The following is a 22,005-nucleotide window of genomic DNA, read 5'->3' as shown; positions in this document are numbered from 1 at the left end:
AAAGACTCACGATGAATCACTCCGATTTCGTGCACCTGCACGTCCACACGCAGTATAGCCTTTTAGATGGCGCATGCCTGTTGGAAAAACTTCTGCATAAAGTACGCGAACATAGGATGCCTGCCTGCGCGATAACGGATCACGGCAATATGTTCGGCGCGATAGAGTTCTATGATATGGCTATGAAGGTCGGAGTGAAGCCCATCATAGGATGCGAAGTCTACATAGCTCCGGACTCAAGGTTTGACAAAACAAGCCGCGGTATTCAGGAAGCGTCATACCATCTTATATTGCTCGCCAGAAATGAAACCGGATATAAAAATCTTCTAAAACTTACATCCGCGGGATTTCTCGAAGGATTCTATTATCGCCCCCGCATAGATAAAGAGATATTGTCACAGCATAAGGACGGTCTCGTGTGCCTCTCCAGCTGTCTTAAAGGAGAGATACCCCATCTTATACATACCAATCAGCTTGACCAGGCCAGGAAGACAGCCGACGAGTACAAAAGTATCTTCGGCAAAGATAATTTTTATCTTGAGGTCCAGGACAATGGCATACCCGAACAGGATGCGGTCAATACAGAGCTTGTAAAGATGTCCAAAGAATTGTCTTTAGGGCTCGTTGCCACAAACGATGTCCATTATATAGAAAGGGATCATTCGAGAGCGCACGACCTTCTTTTGTGTATACAGACACAAACAAACATCGATGATCCTAACAGGATGAGGTTGCAGACTGACGAATTTTATTTTAAATCCTATAATGATATGGCCCGGACATTCGGCAGTACGATCCCTGAAGCGCTGAAGAATACGGTTGCGATAGCGGAAAAATGTAACCTCGAATTGAATTTTAAATCGGTGCACCTGCCTCAATATAAAGTGCCGGAAGGAAAGACGCGCGAATCATATCTTCGGGATCTTGTGCAGGAAGGTTTAAAGAGGCGCTATGAGAATATAGACAAAGCCATAATTCACCGCGTTGAACACGAACTAAAGATTATAGAAAACTTCGGTTATCCAAGCTACTTCTTGATAGTCTGGGATCTTGTAAATTACGCTAAAGAGCACTCCATACCTGTCGGGCCGGGAAGGGGCAGCGCCGCGGGCAGCGTAGTAAGTTACGCGCTGGGCATTACCGATATAGATCCTCTAAAATACGACCTTCTCTTCGAAAGGTTCTTAAACCCCGAAAGGATAAGCCTGCCGGATATAGATATAGACTTCTGCTATGAAAGGCGCGGCGAGGTAATAGATTACGTCGTAAAGAAATATTCCAAGGAAAATGTCGCTCAGATAATAACATTCGGAACGATGATGGCAAAGGCGGTTATCAGGGACGTGGGCAGGGCGCTGGGCATGGCTTATGGAGATGTTGACAGAATAGCGAAGCTGGTCCCGACCGAACTTAATATAACTTTAGAACACGCTATAGAACAGGAACCGGAGCTAAAGACTTTATATAGGACTGATCCTAAGATAACCCGGTTGATAGACGCGTCTTTAGTCCTCGAGGGGCTTACCCGCCATGCTTCCACCCATGCCGCCGGAGTCGTAATAAGCGAAAAGGGCCTGGTTAATCACGCGCCTCTTTACAAAACCCAGGATGGGCAGATCTCTACCGGATATCCAATGACTTCCCTTGAGAAGATAGGACTGCTTAAGATGGACCTATTGGGTTTAAGGACTCTTACGGTAATAAGTGAAGCGATAAAGATAATAAAACGCACAAAAAATACCGATATAGATTTTTCAAAGATTACATCGGATGACAGGAAGACATACAAGTTGCTCGCCAATGCCGAGTCTATAGGCGTGTTCCAGCTTGAAAGTTCCGGGATGAGAGATCTTTTAAAGAAATTAAAACCGGAAAAATTCGAGGATATAATAGCGCTTCTGGCGCTTTTCAGGCCCGGGCCTATAGGTTCAGGTATGCTGGATGACTTCATGAAGAGAAAGCACGGCGAAGTTGAAATGAAATATGACCATAAACTCTTGGAGCCGATATTAAAAGAGACATACGGGGTCATATTATATCAGGAACAGGCGATGAGGATAGCCTCAAGTCTTGCCGGGTTTACACTGGCTCAAGCCGATAACTTAAGGCGTGCTATGGCTAAAAAGACGCCCGAAGTAATGGCTCAGATGAGGCAGCACTTTGTGGAAGGGTGCCTAAAAAATAGAATAGAGAGGCGGACCGCAGAAAAAGTATTTAATCTTATAGAGTACTTTGCCGGTTACGGGTTTAATAAATCCCATTCTACGGCGTATGCCCTGATAAGTTTCAGGACAGCTTACCTGAAAGCTAATTATTCAGTGGAGTTCATGGCGGCACTTCTAACGAGTGAAAAAGATAACCTCGATAAGATAGCTATCTATATAAATGAGGCCGGCAGGATGGGAATAAAGATTCTGCCTCCGGACATAAACGAAAGTTACGCCAACTTTACAGTAGTGGGCGATTCTATTCGTTTTGGCCTTGCCGCTATCAAGAACGTGGGAGACGGCGCGATAGAATCGATAATCAAAATGCGCGAGAAGAACGGAAAATTTAAATCTATATATGACTTCAGCGGAAAGGTGGACCCGCGGCTCGTTAATAGGAAGGTTGTAGAGAGCCTGATAAAGTGCGGAGCGATGGATTCCCTGGGGCTCTTCAGGTCACAGCTTTCAGCGATGGTGGACAAGGCTCTTGAAGCGGCCGGAGATGTGCATAAAGACAGGCTCAATGGGCAGTTGTCATTCTTCGAAAAGTTCGAGGACCAGGAAAATTTTAAAAAGACATTCCAAGACACACCCAATATACCGGAATGGCCGGAAAATCAGCTGCTCGCCCAGGAAAAAGAGATGATAGGCTTTTATATAACAAAACATCCGCTAGCCAGATTCGAGAAGATGCTCAATACTTATTCTACATGCAATACCACTCAGCTTAGAAATATGCATGACGGCGATGAAGTGCTTATAGGCGGGATAATTTCAAGCGCGAAATTTACCACAACGAAAAAGACCAATGAAAAGATGGCCATAGTTACGCTGGAAGATCTAAACGGCACGGTAGGGGTGCTGGTCTTTCCCGTGACATTCGCGAAGCATGGCGGACTTGTCAAGCCGGACGCGATAGTGTTTGTCAAAGGACGGCTAAGCCTGCGGGAGGAAGAGCCCAAGATAATAGCGAATGAAATAGTTACGCTCGACTCCGTCCGGGCAAAGTATACCAAAGCCATACTTGTTAATGTATTGACCGCGGGCCTGGAGAAAAACAGCCTCGAGAACTTGAAAAAAGTCCTGTCGCGCTACCCTGGACGCGTTCCTGTATATTTAAATTTTGTAAAACCGGACGGGAAGCGCACGACGGTATCCGCAAGCCAGGGGTTGTTGGTAGAGCCTCATGAAGGTTTGGTCAGGGATATAGAAAAAGTCCTGGGTAGAGACGTAGTGAATTTCAAGGTCTAAATCTTATTGACAATCGCTGCCTCGCAATGTTATCATAACTCCTTATAGAACAATATCTTATGATTGATAAAAAAATCGAATCCGATATAAAGGTAGTAGGCGGCTTTCTCGAATTTTGGGTGAAATTTCATTCCATATATTCAGGCGTGGTATCAAAAGATACTATCAGCAAAGAAGAGGAGACGAAATTTTTAGAAACAAAAGGGCTGATAAAAAATAAGTATGATGAATTGAAGAACGGCCTCGATTTTAAGTATGCCCCATATTCCAGACTTACCGATCCGGTCAGTGACATATTACAGATAGATAATGTGCGTTTTATGGCGGAAAATAATCTTAAAAAAGTCGAAGCCGATTGGAGAGATTCGTATGTTTTTTTAAACAGCATCCTGGAGAGGCTTAAGAATAATAAAAGAAGACTGGAGCAGTTCAGCCCTGCGGGCGTGTATTTCAAAAGGTTTTTTGAGCAAAATTTTATAGACAAGCTACGGGGAGGTTTTAAATGACAAAAAAAGAGATAGTACTTAAGATAGCGGAAGAGACCGGCATTAAACAGATAGATGTGAAGAAGGTCGTGCAGAAAACGCTGGACCAGATAGTTCTGGCCCTTACCAAGGGCGAGACTGTTGAATTGCGTAATTTCGGTATATTTAAAGTGAAGACGAGAAAGGCCAGGGTGGGCAGAAATCCCAAGACGGGCGTAACCGTGCCGATTCCTGAAAAGAGAATAGTTACCTTTAAGTCCGGAATGATAATGAAGAAGAAGGTGATGAAGTGATAAAAGCGATCCGCGGGACCAAGGATATATTACCGTCCCAGGCGCCGCTTTGGCAGCAGACAGAAAAAGCCGCGCGCGCCGTATTGCATCTCTATAATTACGAAGAGATCAGGACGCCGATAATCGAAGAGACCGCGCTATTTATAAAGAATATCGGACAGGATACCGATATAGTGAGTAAGGAGATGTTCTCTTTTGTGGATAGAGGAGAAAGGAATATATCTCTTCGTCCCGAAGGCACTGCGCCTATTATGCGCTCGTATATTGAAAATAATCTTGATAAAGCATCACAGTTCCAGAAATTGTATTACATAGGCCCATTTTTCAGGGCTGAAAGGCCGCAGGCAGGACGCTTAAGGCAGTTTCATCAAATAGGCGTCGAGGCCATAGGTTCACTAAGCCCTGCAATAGACGCTGAAGTCATTTCGCTTGCAGCCAGACTGTTGGATAGTGCGGGTATAAGCGGATATAAGATAAAATTAAATAACCTTGGATGTAAGGAAGATAAGAAGAATTTGTCAAAGATGCTTAAATCCGCATTCGATGACGCTAAGGGCGCGCACCTTTGTGATGATTGTAAAAATAGGATAAAGATGAACCCCTTAAGGGTACTTGATTGCAAAAATGACGGTTGCAGAGAATCTGTCAGGAAAATATTCAAAGAGGCCGACTTTATATGCAGCGATTGCAGAGCGCATTTTGATAAGGCTATAAAACTTGTAAGTGGCTTAGGGATAAATTATGAACTGGATCCTTATATTGTAAGAGGGTTGGATTACTACACAAGGACCGTTTTTGAGATAACACACGAAGGCTTAGGTTCCAAAGACGCGATAGGCGCGGGTGGAAGATATGACAACTTATCTTTAGATATGGGCGGACCGGATGTCGGCTCATGCGGGTTCGCGTTGGGTGTAGACAGGATGATGATAGTCCTTAAAGAGGCCGCGGCAAAGAAAGAGTTAAATGTTTTTATCGCTACAATAGGTGAGGCCGCTCATTCAAAAGCATTCGAACTTTTAAATGATTTGAGAAAGGACGGCGTCTCCTGCGATATGGATTTTGAGGGCAAGTCGCTGAAAGCGCAGATGAGGGCCGCCGATGGAGCGGGCGCGAAATTTGTCCTGATAGTCGGCGAAGACGAGATAGCCAAAGGCGAAGCCGCCTTAAGGAATATGAATACGAAAGAGCAGACCGCGGTAAAGTTTGACGAAATCATAACTACAATAAAGGAAAAGGTAAAGGAATAGAAATGTTAAGAACGCATACGTGCTGTGAATTGAATGAAAAAACTATAGGCAAGACCGCCAGGCTCTGCGGATGGGTAGGAAGCCGCAGGGATCATGGAAGCCTGATATTTATAGATCTAAGGGATGGCTACGGTATAACCCAGATAGTATTCGACCCTAAAACACATCCCGCGGTCCATAAAGAAGCGGAAAATCTACGCTCTGAATTCGTGATAATGGTCGAAGGGATTGTTGAGTCAAGGCCCGAAGGCACAAATAACGACAAGATACCTACCGGCAAGATAGAGATCCGGGCACAATCGCTGGAGATACTCAATAAATCATTGACCACGCCGTTTGAGATCACGGACGCGATAAATATATCCGAAGAAGCGAGATTAAAATACAGATACCTTGACATAAGACGGCCTTCTATGCAGAAGAATTTAAGATTAAGACACAAGGTCTGTAAACTTGCCCGTGACTATTTTGACGAAAGGAATTTTGTAGAAATAGAGACACCTATACTTACCAAATCAACACCAGAAGGCGCGCGCGACTATCTTGTCCCGTCAAGGCTTAATCCCGGCATGTTCTACGCTCTTCCTCAATCGCCGCAGCTATTTAAACAGCTGCTTATGGTATCGTCGCTGGATAGGTATTTTCAGATAGCGAAATGTTTCCGCGATGAAGATTTGAGGGCGGATAGGCAGCCCGAGTTTACGCAGTTCGATATTGAAATGTCATTCGTTACCGAAGAGGACATATTCGAGCTATCCGAAGGATTGATGAAAAAGATATTCAAAGGCGCGATAGGGGTTGATCTAAAGACTCCATTCACGCGAATGAGCTATTCCGAAGCGATGGCGAGGTTTGGCTGTGATAAGCCCGATACAAGATTCGGACTGGAACTCGTGGAGATAACCAATATCGTGAAGAATTGTCAGTTCAAAATATTCCACGAAGTTATAAAGAAGGGCGGCAAGGTAATAGCCATAAATGCCAAGGGATGCGGCTCTTATTCCAGGGGCCAGGTCGATGAATTGATAGAGCTTGTGAAAAAATACGGCGCTAAAGGGCTGGCTAATTTCAAAGCCGAAAAAGGCGCCCTGGCATCGCAGATCGATAAATTTTTCACAAAAGAGGAGTTATCTTCAATAAAAGAGGTGCTCTGCGCGGAAGACGGAGACATGATATTCATAGTCGCCGATTCCGAAAAAACGGTGTTCGACTCAATGGCAAATTTGAGAAAATTCCTGGGAAAAAAGCTGGGACTTATCGATGAAAAGCGGTTTGAATTCCTGTGGGTAGTGGACTTCCCGCTATTTAAATACAATGATGAAGAGAAGAGATGGGAGTCGGAGCATCATCCGTTTACTTCATGCCACTCTGAAGATATACCTCTTCTGGAAAAAGGTAAAGACCTGCACTTCGCGCGGTCAAGATCATATGATTTGGTTTTGAATGGTATGGAACTCGGTTCAGGGAGCATAAGGATACACGACAGAAAGATGCAGGAACTGATATTTAAGACCATAGGCATAAGCGATGAAGACGCGAAATCAAGGTTCGGCTTCCTGCTGGACGCGTTCAAATACGGCGCGCCTCCGCATGGCGGCGTGGCGTTCGGACTCGACCGGCTGATGGCGATATTTACCGGAAGCGACTCGATAAGGGATGTCATTGCCTTCCCGAAGACACAGAAGGCATTTTGTCCTGTGACAAGCGCTCCTTCTGTAGTAGATGAAAAACAGCTGAATGAGCTGGGTATCAAGATAAAGCGATAATGGAAAAGACCATAAAGATAATAAAGGCATACGAGCGGTCAAGGGCATGAGTAAGAACAGGACCGGGCACAGGGTGTCTGGGGTTGTTGTAAAAAATGCGAATAAAAAGTTCAGCCTTAACGAGCCGCTTATAAAAAGAATCGGTGTAGAAATTCTGGAGATTTTAGGTAAACCGCGCGATACAAAGCTGGATATAGTTTTTTTAAGCGATAAAGCTATAAAACCGGTTAATAAGAAGTATAAGCATAGCGACAGGGCTACGGATGTGTTAAGTTTTGATCTTGGAGAGTGCGGACAGATATTAATATCGTCCGATACCGCGCTTAAGAATTCAAAAGTCTTCGGCACATTATTCGAAGAAGAGATAATTTTGTACGTAATACACGGCATTCTGCATCTTTTCGGCTACGATGATGAGACTGCGCGCGAAAAGAAGAAGATGTCGGCAAAAGAGAACAGGATATTAAAAATACTATGCGCCAAGTCAAGCTTTTCGAAAGTTTTAACGCCGCGATAGAAGGTTTTTTCTACGTTATCAAGACCCAGAGGAATATGCGCATCCATTTCCTTTTGGCTATATTGATTTTGCTCTTGGGAATATTCTTTAATTTTACGCCCAATGAATTGATGATACTCGCTCTTACGATCACACTGGTCCTATCGGCGGAGATGATCAATACGGCGGTGGAACTGGTTGTAGATATTATAGTGCAGATGGAATACCACCCCATCGCGAGGATCATAAAAGACGTTTCGGCGGGCGCGGTATTGTTGACCGCTATAAACGCTGCGATAGTTGGCTACCTGTTATTCGCGGGCAGGCTTCCGTTTAGCGTGGAAGATGGAATAATGAGGATAGGCAGGAGTCCCTGGCATCTTACATTTATTTCGATTATAGTTGTGCTGGCCGTTACTATATTCGGCAAGATAGTATTGCATAGCGGGACGCCGATGCGCGGAGGCATGCCGTCGGGTCACACGGCCATAGCATTTTCAATGTGGACTATCATAGCGTTTCTTACCCACAACGCGATAGTCATAATACTGGCTTTTGTGATGGCGTTCCTGATAGCGCGCCACAGGATAAAATCTTCTATCCACACAATACGGGAAGTTGTCGCGGGCGGTATATTGGGTGTATTGGTAACGACGCTCGTATTTCAGCTGCTGCGTTAAATTATGCCTATCCAGAAATCTGAAGCCATAGTAATAAGGCGGCAGGACCTAAGAGAAACCAGCCTGATAGTCACTTTATTTACAAAAGATTTCGGCAAGATAAAAGGGATAGTGCGTGGTGTGCGCGGTCCGCACGCGCAGTATGGCGGGGGAAGCCTTGAGGTATTCGCGCATGATGAGATAGTGTTCTATGAGAGAAAAAAGGCGGATGTCTTTACGATATCCCAGTGCGACCTGCTTGAATTTTTCTATCCGGTAAGGCAATCTTTGGAGCGTCTCGCGTACGCTAATTACATAATAGAGCTTCTTGATTCCGTAACGGGCCTGGGAGAAAAAAGCCAAGAAATCTTCGGGCTTCTCCTGAATAGTTTAACGCTTTTGTCGAGCCAGGCAAGCGCCAAAAGAGTCGCAAGAATATTCGAGATCAAATTGCTGGGTCTTATAGGCCTTATGCCCACGCTTAATGCTTGCGCGTATTGCGGCAGCAAGCCCGAACCGGGAGCTAAATTCAGCGTCGCGCATGGAGGGCTTATATGTAAAACCTGCATAGATAAAGACAAAAACGCGCTGCCGATAATGGCGGGAACCGTTAAGTTCATCGAGCATATACGCGAACTTCCGTTTGAGAAAGTTGAGCGTATCAAGGTCGCAAACGTTGTCGGCAAAGAGCTCGAGTCTATCCTGCGAAAATTCTTAGATTACCACATCGAACGCCGCCTCAAATCCGTAGAATTCTTGAAGGAGATCGAAAAGGCGTAGGAAAAATTTTACTTGACGTTTTAGAGCAATGCGCTATAATCTAATTTATTCTTTGACACATTGAACTGTATAGGTGCTCGAGAGAGCTTAAAAGGGAATTCCAGTCCCGCCGCTTAGATTTGTTTGAGCGAATCTGGCGGGAAAACGGAAACGGTCCCGCCGCTGTAGCTCAGCCCTTTTCTTGTTTTTAGAAAAGGAGCCTTTTTAACAATAAAGCCACTATTCTATTATTTCTGGAATGGGAAGGCAGTTAAAAAGGGCTGGGCAGTCAGAAGACCTACCTATATATCAAGGCATCGTGAATAATGCCGCTGTATACGGGTTTTGTAAAACCAGGGAACATACCCCGCACTGTTTTTCAGTCGCGGGGCTTTTTATTTCATGGAACCATAAAATATAAAGGAGGTGAATGATATGGAGAAAAAGGCGAGCAAAATAAAGAAAAGCATTATAGCCAGCCGTAAGAAATGTAAAGCTAACGGCACAGGTTTGTCGCATTATGTGTTATTGAATAAAGGGAGCAAGTCTTAATTCACAAAGATAAAACACCATGAAGACTCAGACTAATTTTAATATGGGCGAGGGAGATACTATTCAGCCCATAGACATCGGCCATAGGGACTATGCTTGTTTAGTTTCCGCCGATACGGCATTTTGGGCATTGGTAAGAAAAGATAAGCTATCCGCCGCGCTGGAAAATTCTTCTGTTTTAAACGGATACCGCAAGAAGGCGAAGGCTTTTTATGCCGAAATGAACACCTTACGGTTTGGATTAAATCCCTCAGCCGTATATTTTAATCCTACAGACAAATGTAATTTGAATTGTTCTTATTGCTACATTCCCGCAGATCTGCGTAAAAGCGGCTCAAATATGCCCGTCCAAAAGATTTTGAAAGCCCTGGGGATTCTTAAGGATTATTTTAAATCCACTTTATTAAAGGGCCAGATGCCTCAGATTATTTTTCATGGGGCGGAACCCCTGCTTAATAAAGAAGCCGTTTTTACCGCGATAGACAAATTTAAGAAGGACTTTCGTTTTGGTGTTCAAACCAATGGAACGCTTTTGGACGCTGAAACGACAGAATTTTTGACTTCAAGAGGCATAAGCATAGGCCTTTCTCTGGACGGCCACGTAGATGGTGTAGCCGACAGATTACGCCGGGACTGGAGCGGTAAAGGCGTTTCCCAAAAAGTTTTACAGGCGATAGACAGGCTTAAAGGGTATCATAATTATTCGGTCATATGCACCGTAACGAAAGAAAATATGCCCTACCAGGCAAAGATAGTCGAGTTTTTTCATGGCCTGGAAGTGCCCACTTGCATGCTTAACCCTGTCCGATGTACTCTTCCCGGCGGACGCAGACAAAAACCGTCGGACGAGGAATCGGCGAAATTTTACCTGAAAGCCCTGGATCGCGCTTACGAGCTTTATCAGCAGACCGGCCGCAAACTGGTAATCGCTAATTTCGCGAATATCTTGATAAGCATTCTCGCGCCCACGGCACGGCGGCTTATGTGTGATATTTCGCCATGCGGGGGCGGCAGATGTTTTTTTGCGATTTCGAGCAGAGGAGACATGTTTCCTTGCAGCGAATTTATAGGGATAAAGAAATTTATGGGCGGCAATATCTTCAGGGATAATGTCCGAAACGTCCTAAAAACCGCGCCATTCAAATCTGTTACAGGCAGGCGCGTTGAGGATATTGAGCCATGTTCTCGCTGCGCTATCCGTCATTTTTGCGGTTCGCCGTGCCCTGCCGAAGCGTGGGCTATAAACGGCTCGATGGCTTCAAGAGGCGCGTTTTGCGGACTCTATGAAGAGCAGGTCAAATACGCGTTTAGATTAATCGCCGATAATAAAGAAGACGCGTATTTGTGGGACAAATGGGATAAAGGCACGCTTACGACGCTTGATCTCGCAATAAAATAACAGGAATATTTTAAGAAAATATTTATGACAAGGTTGATTTTGATACGTCATGGCGTAACCAGGTGGAATAAACAAAAGCGTTACTGCGGCCACAAAGATATAGGATTAAGCAATGAAGGCAAGTCTCAGGTTAAGCTGCTATCCAAAGGGCTCGATATCGATAGGTTCGATAAAATATATTGCAGTAATCAAAAACGCGCTACACAAACCGCTCGCATACTTTTTAAAGAAAGAAAAATAATTATAGACCGGGGGTTGCGTGAAATTAATTTCGGCGTTCTTGAAGGGTTGCGCCATCAAGACATCATGGAAAGATATACGATTATCTACAAGAAATGGATAAAAAATTCTTTCAAAAATAGAATTCCTAACGCAGAGCCTATGGGTGTTTTTAAAAAGAGGGTCGGGAATGCCCTGCGGAAGATAGTAAAATCTAATCCCGATAAGACGATTGCCGTTGTTTGCCACGGCGGAGTGATAGGTATATTTGTGAACGGTATATCAAGGAGCGGGAACTTTTGGAGCTGTGTCCCATCGCCTGCGAGCGTTACCATGGTAGAACATAAAAGAGGAAAACTCAGATTGATAAAATTCAACGACATCGGGCATCTTAGGGGCAGCGATGAGTAATATGACCTTTATTTTAGGCGGTGCGCGAAGCGGTAAGAGCCAGCATGCTGTTGCGCTTGCAAAAACTATTAATAAAAAGACTGTATTTATCGCGACTGCTACCGCGTCAGATGAGGAGATGAAGAATAGAATCCGGCTGCATAAGACTTCAAGGCCGAAGGGCTGGGATCTCATTGAGGAGCCTGTAAACATATGCGATATCCTTGACGGGCTGAAGCCGGTATATCGCGTAGCGCTAATCGATTGTCTCGGGTTATGGATCTCTAATCTTTTAATGACCAATATGAATGATAGCGCGATAGAAAAAAGAATAAAAAAGCTCTGCGACAGTGTATCCAAAGCTAAAGCAGGCATCGTTATCATAGTATCAAACGAGGTGGGAGAAGGCATAGTACCCGGCGACGCGCTATCGAGGAGATTCCGCGACCTGATCGGAATGGCGAATCAGGTAATAGCGGCACGGGCCGATGAGGTTATTATGATGCATGCAGGGATACCGGTAAGCATAAAATAGGCGGGCATATGAAATTATTGAATGAAACAATATCGAGAATTAAGAAAATTGATGATTCGTTATCTGAAGAAACACAGAAGAGATTAGATAATCTGACGAAGCCCCAAGGAAGCCTTGGAAGGCTGGAAGATCTGGCCAAGCAGGTTGTGGAAATAACCAAAACCAGAAACCCGAAGCTGGCACGCAAGGTTATATTTACGATGGCCGGGGATCATGGCGTTGTTGAAAATAATGTTAGCGCGTTTCCCAAGGAAGTTACCCCTCAGATGGTATATAATTTTCTAAATGGCACAGCGGGCATAAACGTGCTCGCCAGGCACGCGGGCGCGAGAGTTGTTGTCATCGATATGGGAGTTGCTTGCGATCTTAAAAATGATCCGGCTCTCATTATAAAAAAGGTAAATCGCGGTACAAAGAATATGACAAAAGGTCCCGCGATGTCAAAAGACGAGGCTGTTAAATCCATTGAAAATGGTATAGAGGCGTTCAAAGCAGAGCTGATAAATGGAATCGATATTGTTGGAACGGGAGACATGGGGATCGGCAATACTACTCCCTCAAGCGCCATAGTCTCTGTTATTACCGGCAGGGATGTGGAAGATGTGACAGGCAGGGGTACCGGGGTCGATGATAAAACCCTAAAGAGTAAAATCAACGCTATAAAAGAGGCTCTAAAAGTAAATAAGCCAAATCCGGAAGATGGCATAGATATCTTATCTAAAGTGGGCGGATTTGAGATAGGCGGATTGGCGGGAGTAATACTGGCTGCCGCGGAGCACAGGATACCCGTGGTTATAGATGGATTTATTTCCGGAGCGGCCGCATTGATAGCATATAAAATAGAGCCTAAGACAAAAGACTATATGATAGCCGCGCATTGCTCTGTAGAGCAGGGGCATAAAAAAGCGCTTGAATTTTTAGGGCTTAAGCCCATCCTTGATTTAAGCTTACGTTTGGGGGAAGGGACCGGTGCCGCACTGGCTATGAATATTATCGAGGCCGGCACCAAGATATTGAATGAGATGGCGACTTTTGAGAATGCCGGTGTTTCCGAAAAAAAATGAAGACGCGATTTCTGATAGCCTTGCAGTTTCTGACCATCCTTCCCGTTAGCATTAAAGGAAAGATAGAAGACGGGGATTTTGGCAGATCCCTCGTTTATTTTCCTGTCATAGGCCTCTTATTGGGCACCCTTCTTGCAGGCATAGCTTTTATTTCAACATCTTTTCCGCCTTTAGTCGGAAGCGCCCTGATTCTTATTGTGTGGGTAGTGATAACCGGCGCAATCCATCTGGACGGTTTTGCGGATACCTGCGATGGTTTTTACGGGAAGCGCTCTAAAGAGGATATTTTAAAAATAATGCGCGACAGCCGCATTGGAACGATGGGCGCGGCAGGTATTGCGCTGCTTTTGCTCTTTAAATTTGCGATAATAGCGAGTATCCATCCGGAAGACTTATGGAAGATTTTGTTGGCGGCGGCCGTATCCGCCAGATGGCTCCAGGCATTTGCGTGCTCTGTGTCCAAGTATGCGCGTGACGAAGGTAAGGCAAAATATTTTGTAAAATACGCGAAGAGGGCCGATATATTTGCAGGAGCCGTATTTACACTGATTTTAAACTGGTTTTTAATGGGCATAAAAGGCATTGTCCTGACGGCTCTTTTATCAGTTACTATATTTTTATTTATACAATATGCGAAAAGAAAAATCGGCGGGATGACAGGGGACACAATCGGCGCGGCAAACGAAATTGCCGAGGTCTCGGCACTTTTGTTCTGCTTGATATTGGTCAATTGCAATATATGACACATGGAAATCACGGCGGCGACTGTTTAAGATCGAATATACTCGATTTTAGTGTCAACATAAATCCTATGGGTCTGCCTGGGAGGGTAGCAAGCATTATTTCCAAAAGCACAGACGCCGTATTGTCCTATCCTGACCCCTCATCGGAAAGATTGAAAAACAGGCTGGCCCTGCTTAATAATGTAAAGCCGGAGAATGTTGTTATTGGGAATGGTTCTATAGAGTTGATCCACCTTATTCCCAGGGCGATTAAAATAAAAAGGGCCATTATCCCTGTGCCGACATTCAGCGAGTATGAACTTGCGTTAAAGGCAAATAATTCGAAAATAGTTTTTTTAAATACAGATGAAAGAGATAATTTTAAAGTTGATCCGGCAAAAATAGCCGACGCATTAAAACAATGCTGCGCCCTTTTCCTGTGCAACCCGAATAATCCTACGGGCTCTTTGCTGAATGCCGATGAAGTCCTGCGCATTGCGTACTTGTGCAAAAAACGTAAAACCACGCTGATACTCGACGAGGCATTTATCGAATTTACAAAAGAAGCGGCGGCATCAGGTATCGTAAAAGAGGCGGTAAAGAGCGGATATTTAATAGTATTAAGATCTCTGACCAAATTCTTTGCCATGCCGGGCTTGAGGCTGGGATATGCCGTAGCTCATAAAAATATTATAAAGAAAATAGCCGGTTTTCAATACCCCTGGAACGTGAATATCCTGGCACAGCTTGCGGGAAAAGAAGCCATCAAGGATAGAGCCTATATGAAAAAAACACCTGTATTTATTTCCGAAGAACGGCGGTACATGTCAGAAGCATTAAACAATATAAAAGGGCTGAAGGCCTACCCGTCATCCGCGAATTTTATTTTATGCAAGCTTCAGGATGCGTCTATCCGTGATTGCGGAGGATTAAAACGGCGGTTATTGCGAGATGGCATTTATATCAGAGACTGCGGCAACTTCAGGGGCTTAAACGGCAGATTCTTCCGCGTGGCGGTAAGAAGAAGAATGGATAACAATCGTCTTATAAGCAGTATCAAAAAGGCCATTCGATGAAGAGAGCAAAAACGCTGCAAATCTGCGGAACGGGCTCTGGGGTAGGAAAAAGCGTTATAGTCAGCGCCCTGTGCAGGATATTTTTACAGGATGGCTACAGGGTATGCCCCTTTAAAGCCCAGAATATGGCGTTAAATTCTTTTGTAACAAAAGAAGAGGGCGAGATCGGCCGCGCCCAGGCAAGCCAGGCTGCGGCCTGCCGGATAGAACCCAGCGTAGATATGAATCCGATCCTGATCAAGCCTACAAGCGATATTGGTTCACAAATCATCGTCAGAGGTAAGCCCTATGGGAATATGAAGGCCGCGGAGTATATAAAGCATAAAAAGAAGTTTAAAAATGTGGTAAAGCAATCTTTTGCGAGACTTAGTCGCGCGTATGATATTGTTGTTATCGAAGGAGCCGGCAGCCCTGCAGAAATAAATTTAAAGAGACACGATCTTGTAAACATGAAGATGGCCAGACATGCCAACGCGCCTGTAATCTTAGTAGGCGATATCGATAAAGGGGGCGTCTTTGCCTGGCTTGTAGGCACATTAGAATTATTGAATAAAGAAGAGAGAAAAATGATTAAAGGTATCATTATCAATAAATTCCGCGGCGATAAATCGCTTCTATTGCCGGCCGTAAAATTTTTAGAAAGGCGTCTTGGCATTAAAGTCCTGGGAGTTGTCCCGTATTTTAAAGATATAAGGATACCGGAGGAAGACTCCGTTTCTCTTGACGAAAGGCTGCCGGGGGGCAGACGCGGTACAAATGGTAAATATATGGATATAGCCGTGATCCAGCTGCCGCACATATCAAATTTTACTGATTTCGACGCTATAGAAAAAGAAGGCGATGTGATGCTGCGGTATGTAAAAAATTCGGCACAACTGAATGCCCCGGACTTAATTATCATACCAGGCACAAAGAATACCATTTCAGATCTGCGTTATCTTAAAGTGAGCGGTCTCGCGGAAAAGATCATTTCGCACATCAGTTCCAACATTTCGGCATTTTTACTGGGAATATGCGGCGGTTACCAGATGCTGGGCAAAAATATATCCGATAAGCATCATTTGGAATCAAATGGCAGGAATATAGAGGGACTGGGATTATTACCGGTTAATACTTACCTTGCTAAAGATAAGGTTTTAAGCAGGGTAAAAGCAAAGGATATGTCTTCAGGAGCAGAAATCTCCGGATATGAGATCCATCACGGTCTTTCCGGCTGTAAAGGGAGCCCCAGGCCGTTTTTCGAGATTTTAGAGCGTAACGGTAAGAAAATAAAATGCTTTGACGGCTTCCGCCGTAAAGACAACCGTGTTTTAGGGACATATATTCATGGCTTGTTTGATGCGGACGTTTTCAGAAGAGAATTTTTAAATACAATACGGCAAAGTAAGGGTTGGCAGAAATTGCCTCAAAATATTTATTTTGATCCGGATGGGGAATTTGATAAGCTCGCCCAACTGTTACGGGGAAATATTAATATGAAATCACTATACGATATAGTAAAGGTTTGATCTGGTGGCCATTGAAATCGCGCTTGCCTATATTTTAGATTTGATTTTGGGTGATCCACGATGGCTCCCGCATCCTGTAAAAGGCATAGGCTGGATGATAAAAAAGCTGGAGCCTGTTTTAAGGAAAGTATTCAGGAATGAGCGGATAGGAGGGGTCATTCTTGCCATATCGGTCATTGGTGTGACCTGGTGCCTCGGCTTTATTATTATCAGGGGAGCATATTCCGTTAACAGATACTTGGGCTCGATAATTTCTATCCTTATTATCTATAGTTCGCTGGCTGCCAAAGACCTGGATATAGAAAGTGCGGATGTTTATCATTCACTGGAGAAAAAAGATATAATTTCAGCGCGGATAAAATTAAGTTTAATTGTCGGGAGAGATACGGATAATTTGGAAGATCAAGAGGTTGTCCGCGCTACGGTTGAGACGGTAGCCGAGAATATTGTGGATGGCGTAATCTCTCCTCTTTTTTATGCATTTATTGGCGGAGCTCCTTTAGCATTAGCATATAAGGCGGTAAACACTTTAGACTCAATGGTCGGGTACAAAAACGACAAATATAAGGATTTCGGCTGGGCCTGTGCAAAGATAGATACTTTAGTTAATTTCATACCGGCAAGACTGTCTATACTGTTCTTGCCGCTTGCCAGTCTATTTGCGGGCAAGAACATGTTAAATTCATGGAAGATAGCCAGAAGGGACGGCAGGAAGAATCCCAGCCTGAACAGCGGAATACCTGAGGCCGCTGTTGCAGGGGCGCTGGGAGTCCGATTAGGCGGTTTAAATTTTTATAACTCCAGGCCCGTTGAAAAACCATTTATAGGCGATAATATCAATGCATTGGAGATCGGCCATATTAAAGATAGCATAAAAATCTCTTATATTTCATCGGCATTATTTTTAATTGTCGGAGTGCTTTTAATGGCTTGCGCAGGAAGCGCGCTGGGAAGATGAATCTACCGAGAATTATCATTGCGGGTACTCATAGCGGGGTAGGGAAGACAACCTTAACCCTGGGGATAATTTCAGCCTTGAAGAAGAGGGGCGTGAATGTGCAGGCTTTCAAGGCCGGTCCCGATTATATCGATCCTACGTATCATTCCGAGGCTTCCGGTAAGATGTGTGGAAATCTCGATAGCTGGCTGCTCTCTAAAAACACAATTATAGAGTTATTTAAAAGGCGGGCCGAAGATGCCGACCTTTCTGTCATAGAAGGCGTCATGGGCTTATACGACGGCTTAAAAGATACCGAACTTGGTTCAACTGCTCATTTGGCGAAGATACTTAATTGTCCGGTTATCCTTGTATTAGATGCGCGCTCTTTATCGAGAAGCGCCGCAGCCACAGCCTTGGGCTATAAGAAATTTGATAAAAATGTAAACATAGCGGGTATTATTTTGAATAATATAGCGAGTATAAATCATTATAATTATATAAAAGCGGCTATTGAGAAAAAGGCGGGAATATCGGTACTTGGTTATTTGCCCAGAGACGCTAATCTAAAATTATCCGAAAGGCACTTAGGGCTGGTCCCTCTTGAGGAGAAGAAACTGCAACATGGTTTTTGCCAAAAGCTATCGAAACTCGTCGAGGCCAATATAAATTTAACAAGACTGCTTAAGATAGGACAGCAGGCAAAGTCGATTTCATGCGCAAAAGAGGTAATATTTAAAAAAGAACCGCTTAAAAGCCGCGTGAGGATAGCCATTGCAAAGGATGCGGCCTTTAATTTCTATTATCAGGATAACCTGGATATATTAAGTCACTTGGGGGCAGATATAGTCGCATTCAGTCCCTTAAAAGACAGGGAGCTACCGAAAGGTGTTGATGGTTTATATATAGGAGGCGGATTCCCGGAGATTTTTGCTTCCGGCCTATCGAAGAATAAGAGCCTCAGGTGGTCGATTTATCATAAAGCAGAATCAGGGCTGCCCATTTATGCCGAATGCGGCGGATTGATGTACCTGGTTGAGAGTATTATGGATTTCAAAAAGAGAATATTTTCTATGGTCGGTGTATTCAAGTGTTCGGTGAGCATGGGTGACAGGCTCCATAGGATGGGCTATGTGAATGTCCGGGTTATTAAAGATAATATATTAGGTAAACAAGGCGACAGGTCCAGGGCTCATATGTTTCACTGGTCGCGTCTTACGGATGTCCCCAAGGACCTGCCTTTTGCCTATAAAATAATAAAAGATAAAAATAATGTGTTTTATGACGGCTTGATAGGAAGAAACGTATTGGCCAGCTATGCGCATCTGCATTTTGCCGCCAATAGGGAATTTGCTAAAAATTTTATCGATCGTTGCAGACAATTTAAAATGAACCCCGTTAGAAATAATGGGCTTCCCAACGGGGTAAGCCATGGTTAAAAGATTAAACAAGGCTTGTAAGTTTTTTCCGTGCCATACAGGGTTGGAAGATTGCACATTCTGCTATTGTCCGTTTTATCCGTGTCTGGATGAAAAGAAAGGTAACCATGTATATTCATCTAAATACAAGAAGGGCATATGGTCCTGCGAATCCTGTAATTGGATCCATAAAAGAAAAGTTACAGACGATATATTTAATTTGATCAGTAAGAGTAAATATCGGAGGCGAGTGTTGCAAAGCGGGAAGAAAGGCGTCATAGTGCTTAGTCACGGAAGTAAATTAAAAAAGGCGAATGCCAGCCTGGATAGGACCGTCAGGGCGATCAGGCAGAAGACGGGGGTGAACACCATAGTCCCCGCCTATCTTCAATCTTTCAGGCCCGACCTGGCACAGAGCATAAAAAATCTGATAGCGCGGGGTTGTCAAACGCTGATCATAATCCCTTTTTTCCTTTTTAACGGCAACCATGTAACCCGGGATATTCCCCGTTTAATCAAAAAAGAAAAAACTAAATATCCTAAAACCAAATTCATATATACTAAAAACCTGGGCGAGGATATAAGAATCGCCGATATTGTTGCGGATATAATAGAGGAGACCCTTGCATAGTGCAGATAATCACCAGCCCTAAAGAGATTGAATTAAAAAGCTTCCGGATAGTCGACAAGTATTTGGCGGATGTAAAATTAGCGCGACCCCAGAAAGAGGTCACGGCTAGAGTGATCCACGCTACGAGTGACCTTAATTACGCAAAAGACATTCTCTTCCACCCAAAAGCGATACGGGCCGCCGTGACAGCGATAAAGAAGGGAAAGAATATTGTTGCGGACGCAAACATGGTCAAAGCCGGTATAAATAAAAAAATATTATCCGGTTTCGGAGGCAGGGTTATCTGTTTTATCGATAACAAGGGTGTCGCAAAGCAGGCTTCCCGGTTGAATATCACCCGCTCCATATTGGCCATGAGAAAAGCCTGTAAATCGATTAACGGCGGGATCGTGGTTATAGGCAATGCCCCGACTGCGTTATTCGAAGTTTGCGACATGGTCAGTAAAGGAAGAGCAGAACCTTCCTTGATAATAGGGCTGCCCGTAGGATTTGTGGGAGCCAAAGAGTCCAAGAAAAAATTACGTACTTTAAAGATCCCGTATATTACCAATCGGAGCAGGTATGGAGGATCCAGCGCAGCCGCGGCCTGCGTTAATGCGTTGTTAAAGATAGCCAAAAGAGAGAAGGAGTAAGATGCGTAAAATAATATCGGTCTTAGTTTTAATTGCCATTGGGTATTTATTCGTATTTACACGTCCGGCCTGGGCAATGCATATTTCAGAAGGGATTCTGCCTCTTAAATGGGCAACTGTTTGGTGCCTGGCAGCGATTCCCTTCCTCATAAAAGGTATTGTTGATATAAAAAAGAAATCAAAAATGATCCCAAGCTTTAAACCTCTTTTAGGCATGATGGGAGCGCTTATTTTTGTTATCTCATGTATGCCGGTACCGGTACCAACCGCAGGGACCTGTTCCCATCCTGCGGGAACAGGCATATCGGCGATTTTAATCGGGCCGATCATGAGCATATTTATAACTTCTATCGCGCTTCTTATCCAGGCCCTATTTTTGGCACATGGCGGGATAACTACCTGGGGCGCGGATATCGTATCTATGGGCATAGCCGGCTCTTTTGCCGCTTTCGCCGCATTTAAGATATTAAGAAAATTTAGGGTTTCTTTATTTATTTCTGGGTTTATAGCCGGGCTATTGGCTGATTGGGCCACCTATACTATAACTTCATTTGAATTAGCCTCGGCTCTTCATGGAACGAAACCGATGTTCCCTCTTTTTTGCGCTATACTTACCGCATTTATTCCTACTCAACTCCCCCTGGGTATACTTGAGGGGTTCTTGACCGGGGGTATGATAGTTTTTGTAGCCAAAAGAAGGCCGGATATTTTAATTTCCCTGGGAGTGATAAAAAAGAATGTAAAACATATCACGCAAACCGGGGCGAAGATCGTTGGCATTCTGTTGATATCATTACTTTTGTCCGCAAATAGCCACCTTGCGCTTGCGCAAGAAACTAAGTGGGGCGGCGTAGATGAGAGCGTGGTAGAGAAGGTTGCCAAAGAACATGGAAGGGCCGCCTGGACGCCTTTTATCAATACCGACCAGGGCGATTTATTGCTTTTTGTTTTTCTTTTAGCAGGAATAGCGGGTGGATTTGTTTTGGGTTTTTATTGGCGTCAACTTTTCGTTGAAAAAAGGACTGACAATGCGCGCTGATATATTTAGTGATTCTTTTGCACAGAAGAAAAACTATTTGACGGAAGCGGATGCCAGAGTAAAGATGCTTTATGTGGCCGCGGCGATAATTATAGTAATCTCATCACGCCAGTTTTACGCGCCGCTAACCGCGCTTTGTTTATCCGTAGTTTTCCTTTTAGGCATCAGGATTCCGGTAAAAATTATTCTATGGAGATTAGCCACTCCCTTAAGCATAGCCGGTACGATTTTTCTTATACAGGTTTTCTTTTTTGCCATGCCCCTGATGCAGGGTTTTTTAATCGTGGCTAAGGCACTCGGGGCCGTATCTTTAATCGTATTCTTGTCCATGACTACGCCTGTAAATAGGCTGCTTAACGCAGCCCGGTGGTTTAAAGTGCCTGATACCTGGATCGAGGTAGCCATGCTTACTTACCGCTATATATTTGTTTTACTGGAAGATGCGCTAACTATTAGAGATGCGCAACGAGTTCGCCTTGGGTATAGCGGCTTAGCGCGAAGTTTAAAATCTTTTGGCGAATTGATTGGGTCAACCGTTATCAGGACATATGACCGTTCTATAGCGGTTTATGAATCTATGGTGCTGCGCGGATATAACGGAACGACGCAGAATATCGTTTGGGAAGAAGGTTTTAAAATTAAAGATGCTGTCGCGGTTATCATATTCATTACAATATTAACGTCGCTTTTGGCATTAAATATATTACTTTATTAGAG

21 protein-coding genes, 1 pseudogene and 1 riboswitch are annotated in these 22,005 nt (G+C 44.1%); all 22 genes and pseudogenes read left to right on the top strand.

All coding sequences use genetic code 11. The annotated features are described in order from the left end of the window. Positions 1–11 precede the first annotated feature (11 nt). On the top strand, positions 12–3,458 hold the full coding sequence (locus Q8R38_08150) for a DNA polymerase III subunit alpha (protein ID MDP3791998.1): 3,447 nt from the start codon (positions 12–14) through the stop codon (positions 3,456–3,458). Positions 3,459–3,517: 59 nt separating this feature from the next. After that, complete coding sequence (locus Q8R38_08145; GenBank protein ID MDP3791997.1) at positions 3,518–3,964, top strand: hypothetical protein; 447 nt, start codon at positions 3,518–3,520, stop codon at positions 3,962–3,964. Next, complete coding sequence (locus Q8R38_08140; protein MDP3791996.1) at positions 3,961–4,236, top strand: HU family DNA-binding protein; 276 nt, start codon at positions 3,961–3,963, stop codon at positions 4,234–4,236. The genes Q8R38_08145 and Q8R38_08140 overlap by 4 nt, the downstream gene beginning before the upstream one ends. After that, on the top strand, positions 4,233–5,486 hold the full coding sequence (hisS, locus tag Q8R38_08135) for a histidine--tRNA ligase (protein MDP3791995.1): 1,254 nt from the start codon (positions 4,233–4,235) through the stop codon (positions 5,484–5,486). The genes Q8R38_08140 and hisS overlap by 4 nt, the downstream gene beginning before the upstream one ends. 2 nt (positions 5,487–5,488) lie before the next feature. After that, positions 5,489–7,252, top strand: a complete 1,764-nt coding sequence (gene aspS, locus Q8R38_08130; protein MDP3791994.1) for an aspartate--tRNA ligase — start codon at positions 5,489–5,491, stop codon at positions 7,250–7,252. A 46-nt stretch (positions 7,253–7,298) separates the two neighbouring features. After that, complete coding sequence (ybeY, locus tag Q8R38_08125; protein ID MDP3791993.1) at positions 7,299–7,769, top strand: rRNA maturation RNase YbeY; 471 nt, start codon at positions 7,299–7,301, stop codon at positions 7,767–7,769. Continuing rightward, positions 7,727–8,428 carry a diacylglycerol kinase gene (locus Q8R38_08120; GenBank protein MDP3791992.1) on the top strand — a complete coding sequence of 234 codons (702 nt, stop codon included), beginning with the start codon at positions 7,727–7,729 and terminating at the stop codon, positions 8,426–8,428. The genes ybeY and Q8R38_08120 overlap by 43 nt, the downstream gene beginning before the upstream one ends. A 3-nt stretch (positions 8,429–8,431) precedes the next feature. Beyond that, the gene (recO, locus tag Q8R38_08115; protein ID MDP3791991.1) at positions 8,432–9,187 is read left to right on the top strand and encodes a DNA repair protein RecO; all 756 of its coding nucleotides are present in this window, start codon (positions 8,432–8,434) and stop codon (positions 9,185–9,187) included. A 54-nt stretch (positions 9,188–9,241) separates the two neighbouring features. Beyond that, positions 9,242–9,487, top strand: a riboswitch (cobalamin riboswitch). A 114-nt stretch (positions 9,488–9,601) separates the two neighbouring features. Continuing rightward, positions 9,602–9,718, top strand: coding sequence for a modified peptide precursor CbpA (cbpA, locus tag Q8R38_08110; protein ID MDP3791990.1), 117 nt, complete (start codon positions 9,602–9,604; stop codon positions 9,716–9,718). A gap of 19 nt (positions 9,719–9,737) precedes the next feature. Next, on the top strand, positions 9,738–11,117 hold the full coding sequence (gene cbpB, locus Q8R38_08105) for a peptide-modifying radical SAM enzyme CbpB (protein ID MDP3791989.1): 1,380 nt from the start codon (positions 9,738–9,740) through the stop codon (positions 11,115–11,117). 24 nt (positions 11,118–11,141) lie between these two features. Beyond that, positions 11,142–11,747 (top strand): histidine phosphatase family protein, encoded by a 606-nt coding sequence (locus Q8R38_08100; protein ID MDP3791988.1) that lies wholly within the window; start codon positions 11,142–11,144, stop codon positions 11,745–11,747. Further along, positions 11,740–12,261 (top strand): bifunctional adenosylcobinamide kinase/adenosylcobinamide-phosphate guanylyltransferase, encoded by a 522-nt coding sequence (gene cobU / locus Q8R38_08095; GenBank protein ID MDP3791987.1) that lies wholly within the window; start codon positions 11,740–11,742, stop codon positions 12,259–12,261. Before Q8R38_08100 ends, cobU begins: the two co-directional genes overlap by 8 nt. A gap of 8 nt (positions 12,262–12,269) precedes the next feature. After that, positions 12,270–13,325 carry a nicotinate-nucleotide--dimethylbenzimidazole phosphoribosyltransferase gene (gene cobT, locus Q8R38_08090; GenBank protein ID MDP3791986.1) on the top strand — a complete coding sequence of 352 codons (1,056 nt, stop codon included), beginning with the start codon at positions 12,270–12,272 and terminating at the stop codon, positions 13,323–13,325. Beyond that, positions 13,322–14,068, top strand: coding sequence for an adenosylcobinamide-GDP ribazoletransferase (gene cobS, locus Q8R38_08085; protein MDP3791985.1), 747 nt, complete (start codon positions 13,322–13,324; stop codon positions 14,066–14,068). The genes cobT and cobS overlap by 4 nt, the downstream gene beginning before the upstream one ends. Beyond that, positions 14,065–15,123, top strand: a complete 1,059-nt coding sequence (gene cobD, locus Q8R38_08080) for a threonine-phosphate decarboxylase CobD (GenBank protein MDP3791984.1) — start codon at positions 14,065–14,067, stop codon at positions 15,121–15,123. Before cobS ends, cobD begins: the two co-directional genes overlap by 4 nt. Then, positions 15,120–16,631, top strand: a complete 1,512-nt coding sequence (locus Q8R38_08075) for a cobyric acid synthase (protein ID MDP3791983.1) — start codon at positions 15,120–15,122, stop codon at positions 16,629–16,631. The genes cobD and Q8R38_08075 overlap by 4 nt, the downstream gene beginning before the upstream one ends. Before the next feature lie 4 nt (positions 16,632–16,635). Then, entirely contained in the window at positions 16,636–17,589 is a 954-nt protein-coding gene (cbiB, locus tag Q8R38_08070; protein ID MDP3791982.1) for an adenosylcobinamide-phosphate synthase CbiB, read from the top strand. Continuing rightward, on the top strand, positions 17,586–19,007 hold the full coding sequence (locus Q8R38_08065) for a cobyrinate a,c-diamide synthase (GenBank protein ID MDP3791981.1): 1,422 nt from the start codon (positions 17,586–17,588) through the stop codon (positions 19,005–19,007). The genes cbiB and Q8R38_08065 overlap by 4 nt, the downstream gene beginning before the upstream one ends. Further along, positions 19,000–19,617: a CbiX/SirB N-terminal domain-containing protein gene (locus tag Q8R38_08060; protein MDP3791980.1), complete on the top strand. Its 618-nt coding sequence runs from the start codon at positions 19,000–19,002 to the stop codon at positions 19,615–19,617. The genes Q8R38_08065 and Q8R38_08060 overlap by 8 nt, the downstream gene beginning before the upstream one ends. Then, positions 19,617–20,249 carry a precorrin-8X methylmutase gene (locus tag Q8R38_08055; GenBank protein ID MDP3791979.1) on the top strand — a complete coding sequence of 211 codons (633 nt, stop codon included), beginning with the start codon at positions 19,617–19,619 and terminating at the stop codon, positions 20,247–20,249. Before Q8R38_08060 ends, Q8R38_08055 begins: the two co-directional genes overlap by 1 nt. Before the next feature lie 76 nt (positions 20,250–20,325). Further along, positions 20,326–20,982 (top strand): annotated as a pseudogene (locus Q8R38_08050) (energy-coupling factor ABC transporter permease). A gap of 295 nt (positions 20,983–21,277) precedes the next feature. Further along, on the top strand, positions 21,278–22,003 hold the full coding sequence (cbiQ, locus tag Q8R38_08045) for a cobalt ECF transporter T component CbiQ (protein ID MDP3791978.1): 726 nt from the start codon (positions 21,278–21,280) through the stop codon (positions 22,001–22,003). The last annotated feature ends 2 nt before the right edge of the window (positions 22,004–22,005 follow it).

The sequence above is a fragment of the Candidatus Omnitrophota bacterium genome, assembly GCA_030695905.1.
Classification (GTDB): Bacteria; Omnitrophota; Gorgyraeia; order 2-01-FULL-45-10; family 2-01-FULL-45-10; genus CAZHPY01.
The sequence above is the reverse complement of the archived record's forward strand: the minus strand, read 5'-3'. Positions and strand labels throughout refer to the sequence as shown.

What these genes read in the sequence shown, in the direction of transcription:
- ybeY (MDP3791993.1), top strand. Translation starts at nt 7,299, where the DNA reads ATGAGTAAGAACAGGACCGGGCACAGGGTGTCTGGGGTTGTTGTAAAA.
- Q8R38_08150 (MDP3791998.1), top strand. Translation starts at nt 12, where the DNA reads ATGAATCACTCCGATTTCGTGCACCTGCACGTCCACACGCAGTATAGC.
- Q8R38_08120 (MDP3791992.1), top strand. Translation starts at nt 7,727, where the DNA reads ATGCGCCAAGTCAAGCTTTTCGAAAGTTTTAACGCCGCGATAGAAGGT.
- Q8R38_08145 (MDP3791997.1), top strand. Translation starts at nt 3,518, where the DNA reads ATGATTGATAAAAAAATCGAATCCGATATAAAGGTAGTAGGCGGCTTT.
- Q8R38_08100 (MDP3791988.1), top strand. Translation starts at nt 11,142, where the DNA reads ATGACAAGGTTGATTTTGATACGTCATGGCGTAACCAGGTGGAATAAA.
- aspS (MDP3791994.1), top strand. Translation starts at nt 5,489, where the DNA reads ATGTTAAGAACGCATACGTGCTGTGAATTGAATGAAAAAACTATAGGC.
- cobD (MDP3791984.1), top strand. Translation starts at nt 14,065, where the DNA reads ATGACACATGGAAATCACGGCGGCGACTGTTTAAGATCGAATATACTC.
- cobT (MDP3791986.1), top strand. Translation starts at nt 12,270, where the DNA reads ATGAAATTATTGAATGAAACAATATCGAGAATTAAGAAAATTGATGAT.
- Q8R38_08140 (MDP3791996.1), top strand. Translation starts at nt 3,961, where the DNA reads ATGACAAAAAAAGAGATAGTACTTAAGATAGCGGAAGAGACCGGCATT.
- cbpA (MDP3791990.1), top strand. Translation starts at nt 9,602, where the DNA reads ATGGAGAAAAAGGCGAGCAAAATAAAGAAAAGCATTATAGCCAGCCGT.
- Q8R38_08075 (MDP3791983.1), top strand. Translation starts at nt 15,120, where the DNA reads ATGAAGAGAGCAAAAACGCTGCAAATCTGCGGAACGGGCTCTGGGGTA.
- recO (MDP3791991.1), top strand. Translation starts at nt 8,432, where the DNA reads ATGCCTATCCAGAAATCTGAAGCCATAGTAATAAGGCGGCAGGACCTA.
- cobS (MDP3791985.1), top strand. Translation starts at nt 13,322, where the DNA reads ATGAAGACGCGATTTCTGATAGCCTTGCAGTTTCTGACCATCCTTCCC.
- cobU (MDP3791987.1), top strand. Translation starts at nt 11,740, where the DNA reads ATGAGTAATATGACCTTTATTTTAGGCGGTGCGCGAAGCGGTAAGAGC.
- cbpB (MDP3791989.1), top strand. Translation starts at nt 9,738, where the DNA reads ATGAAGACTCAGACTAATTTTAATATGGGCGAGGGAGATACTATTCAG.
- Q8R38_08065 (MDP3791981.1), top strand. Translation starts at nt 17,586, where the DNA reads ATGAATCTACCGAGAATTATCATTGCGGGTACTCATAGCGGGGTAGGG.
- Q8R38_08060 (MDP3791980.1), top strand. Translation starts at nt 19,000, where the DNA reads ATGGTTAAAAGATTAAACAAGGCTTGTAAGTTTTTTCCGTGCCATACA.
- cbiQ (MDP3791978.1), top strand. Translation starts at nt 21,278, where the DNA reads ATGCGCGCTGATATATTTAGTGATTCTTTTGCACAGAAGAAAAACTAT.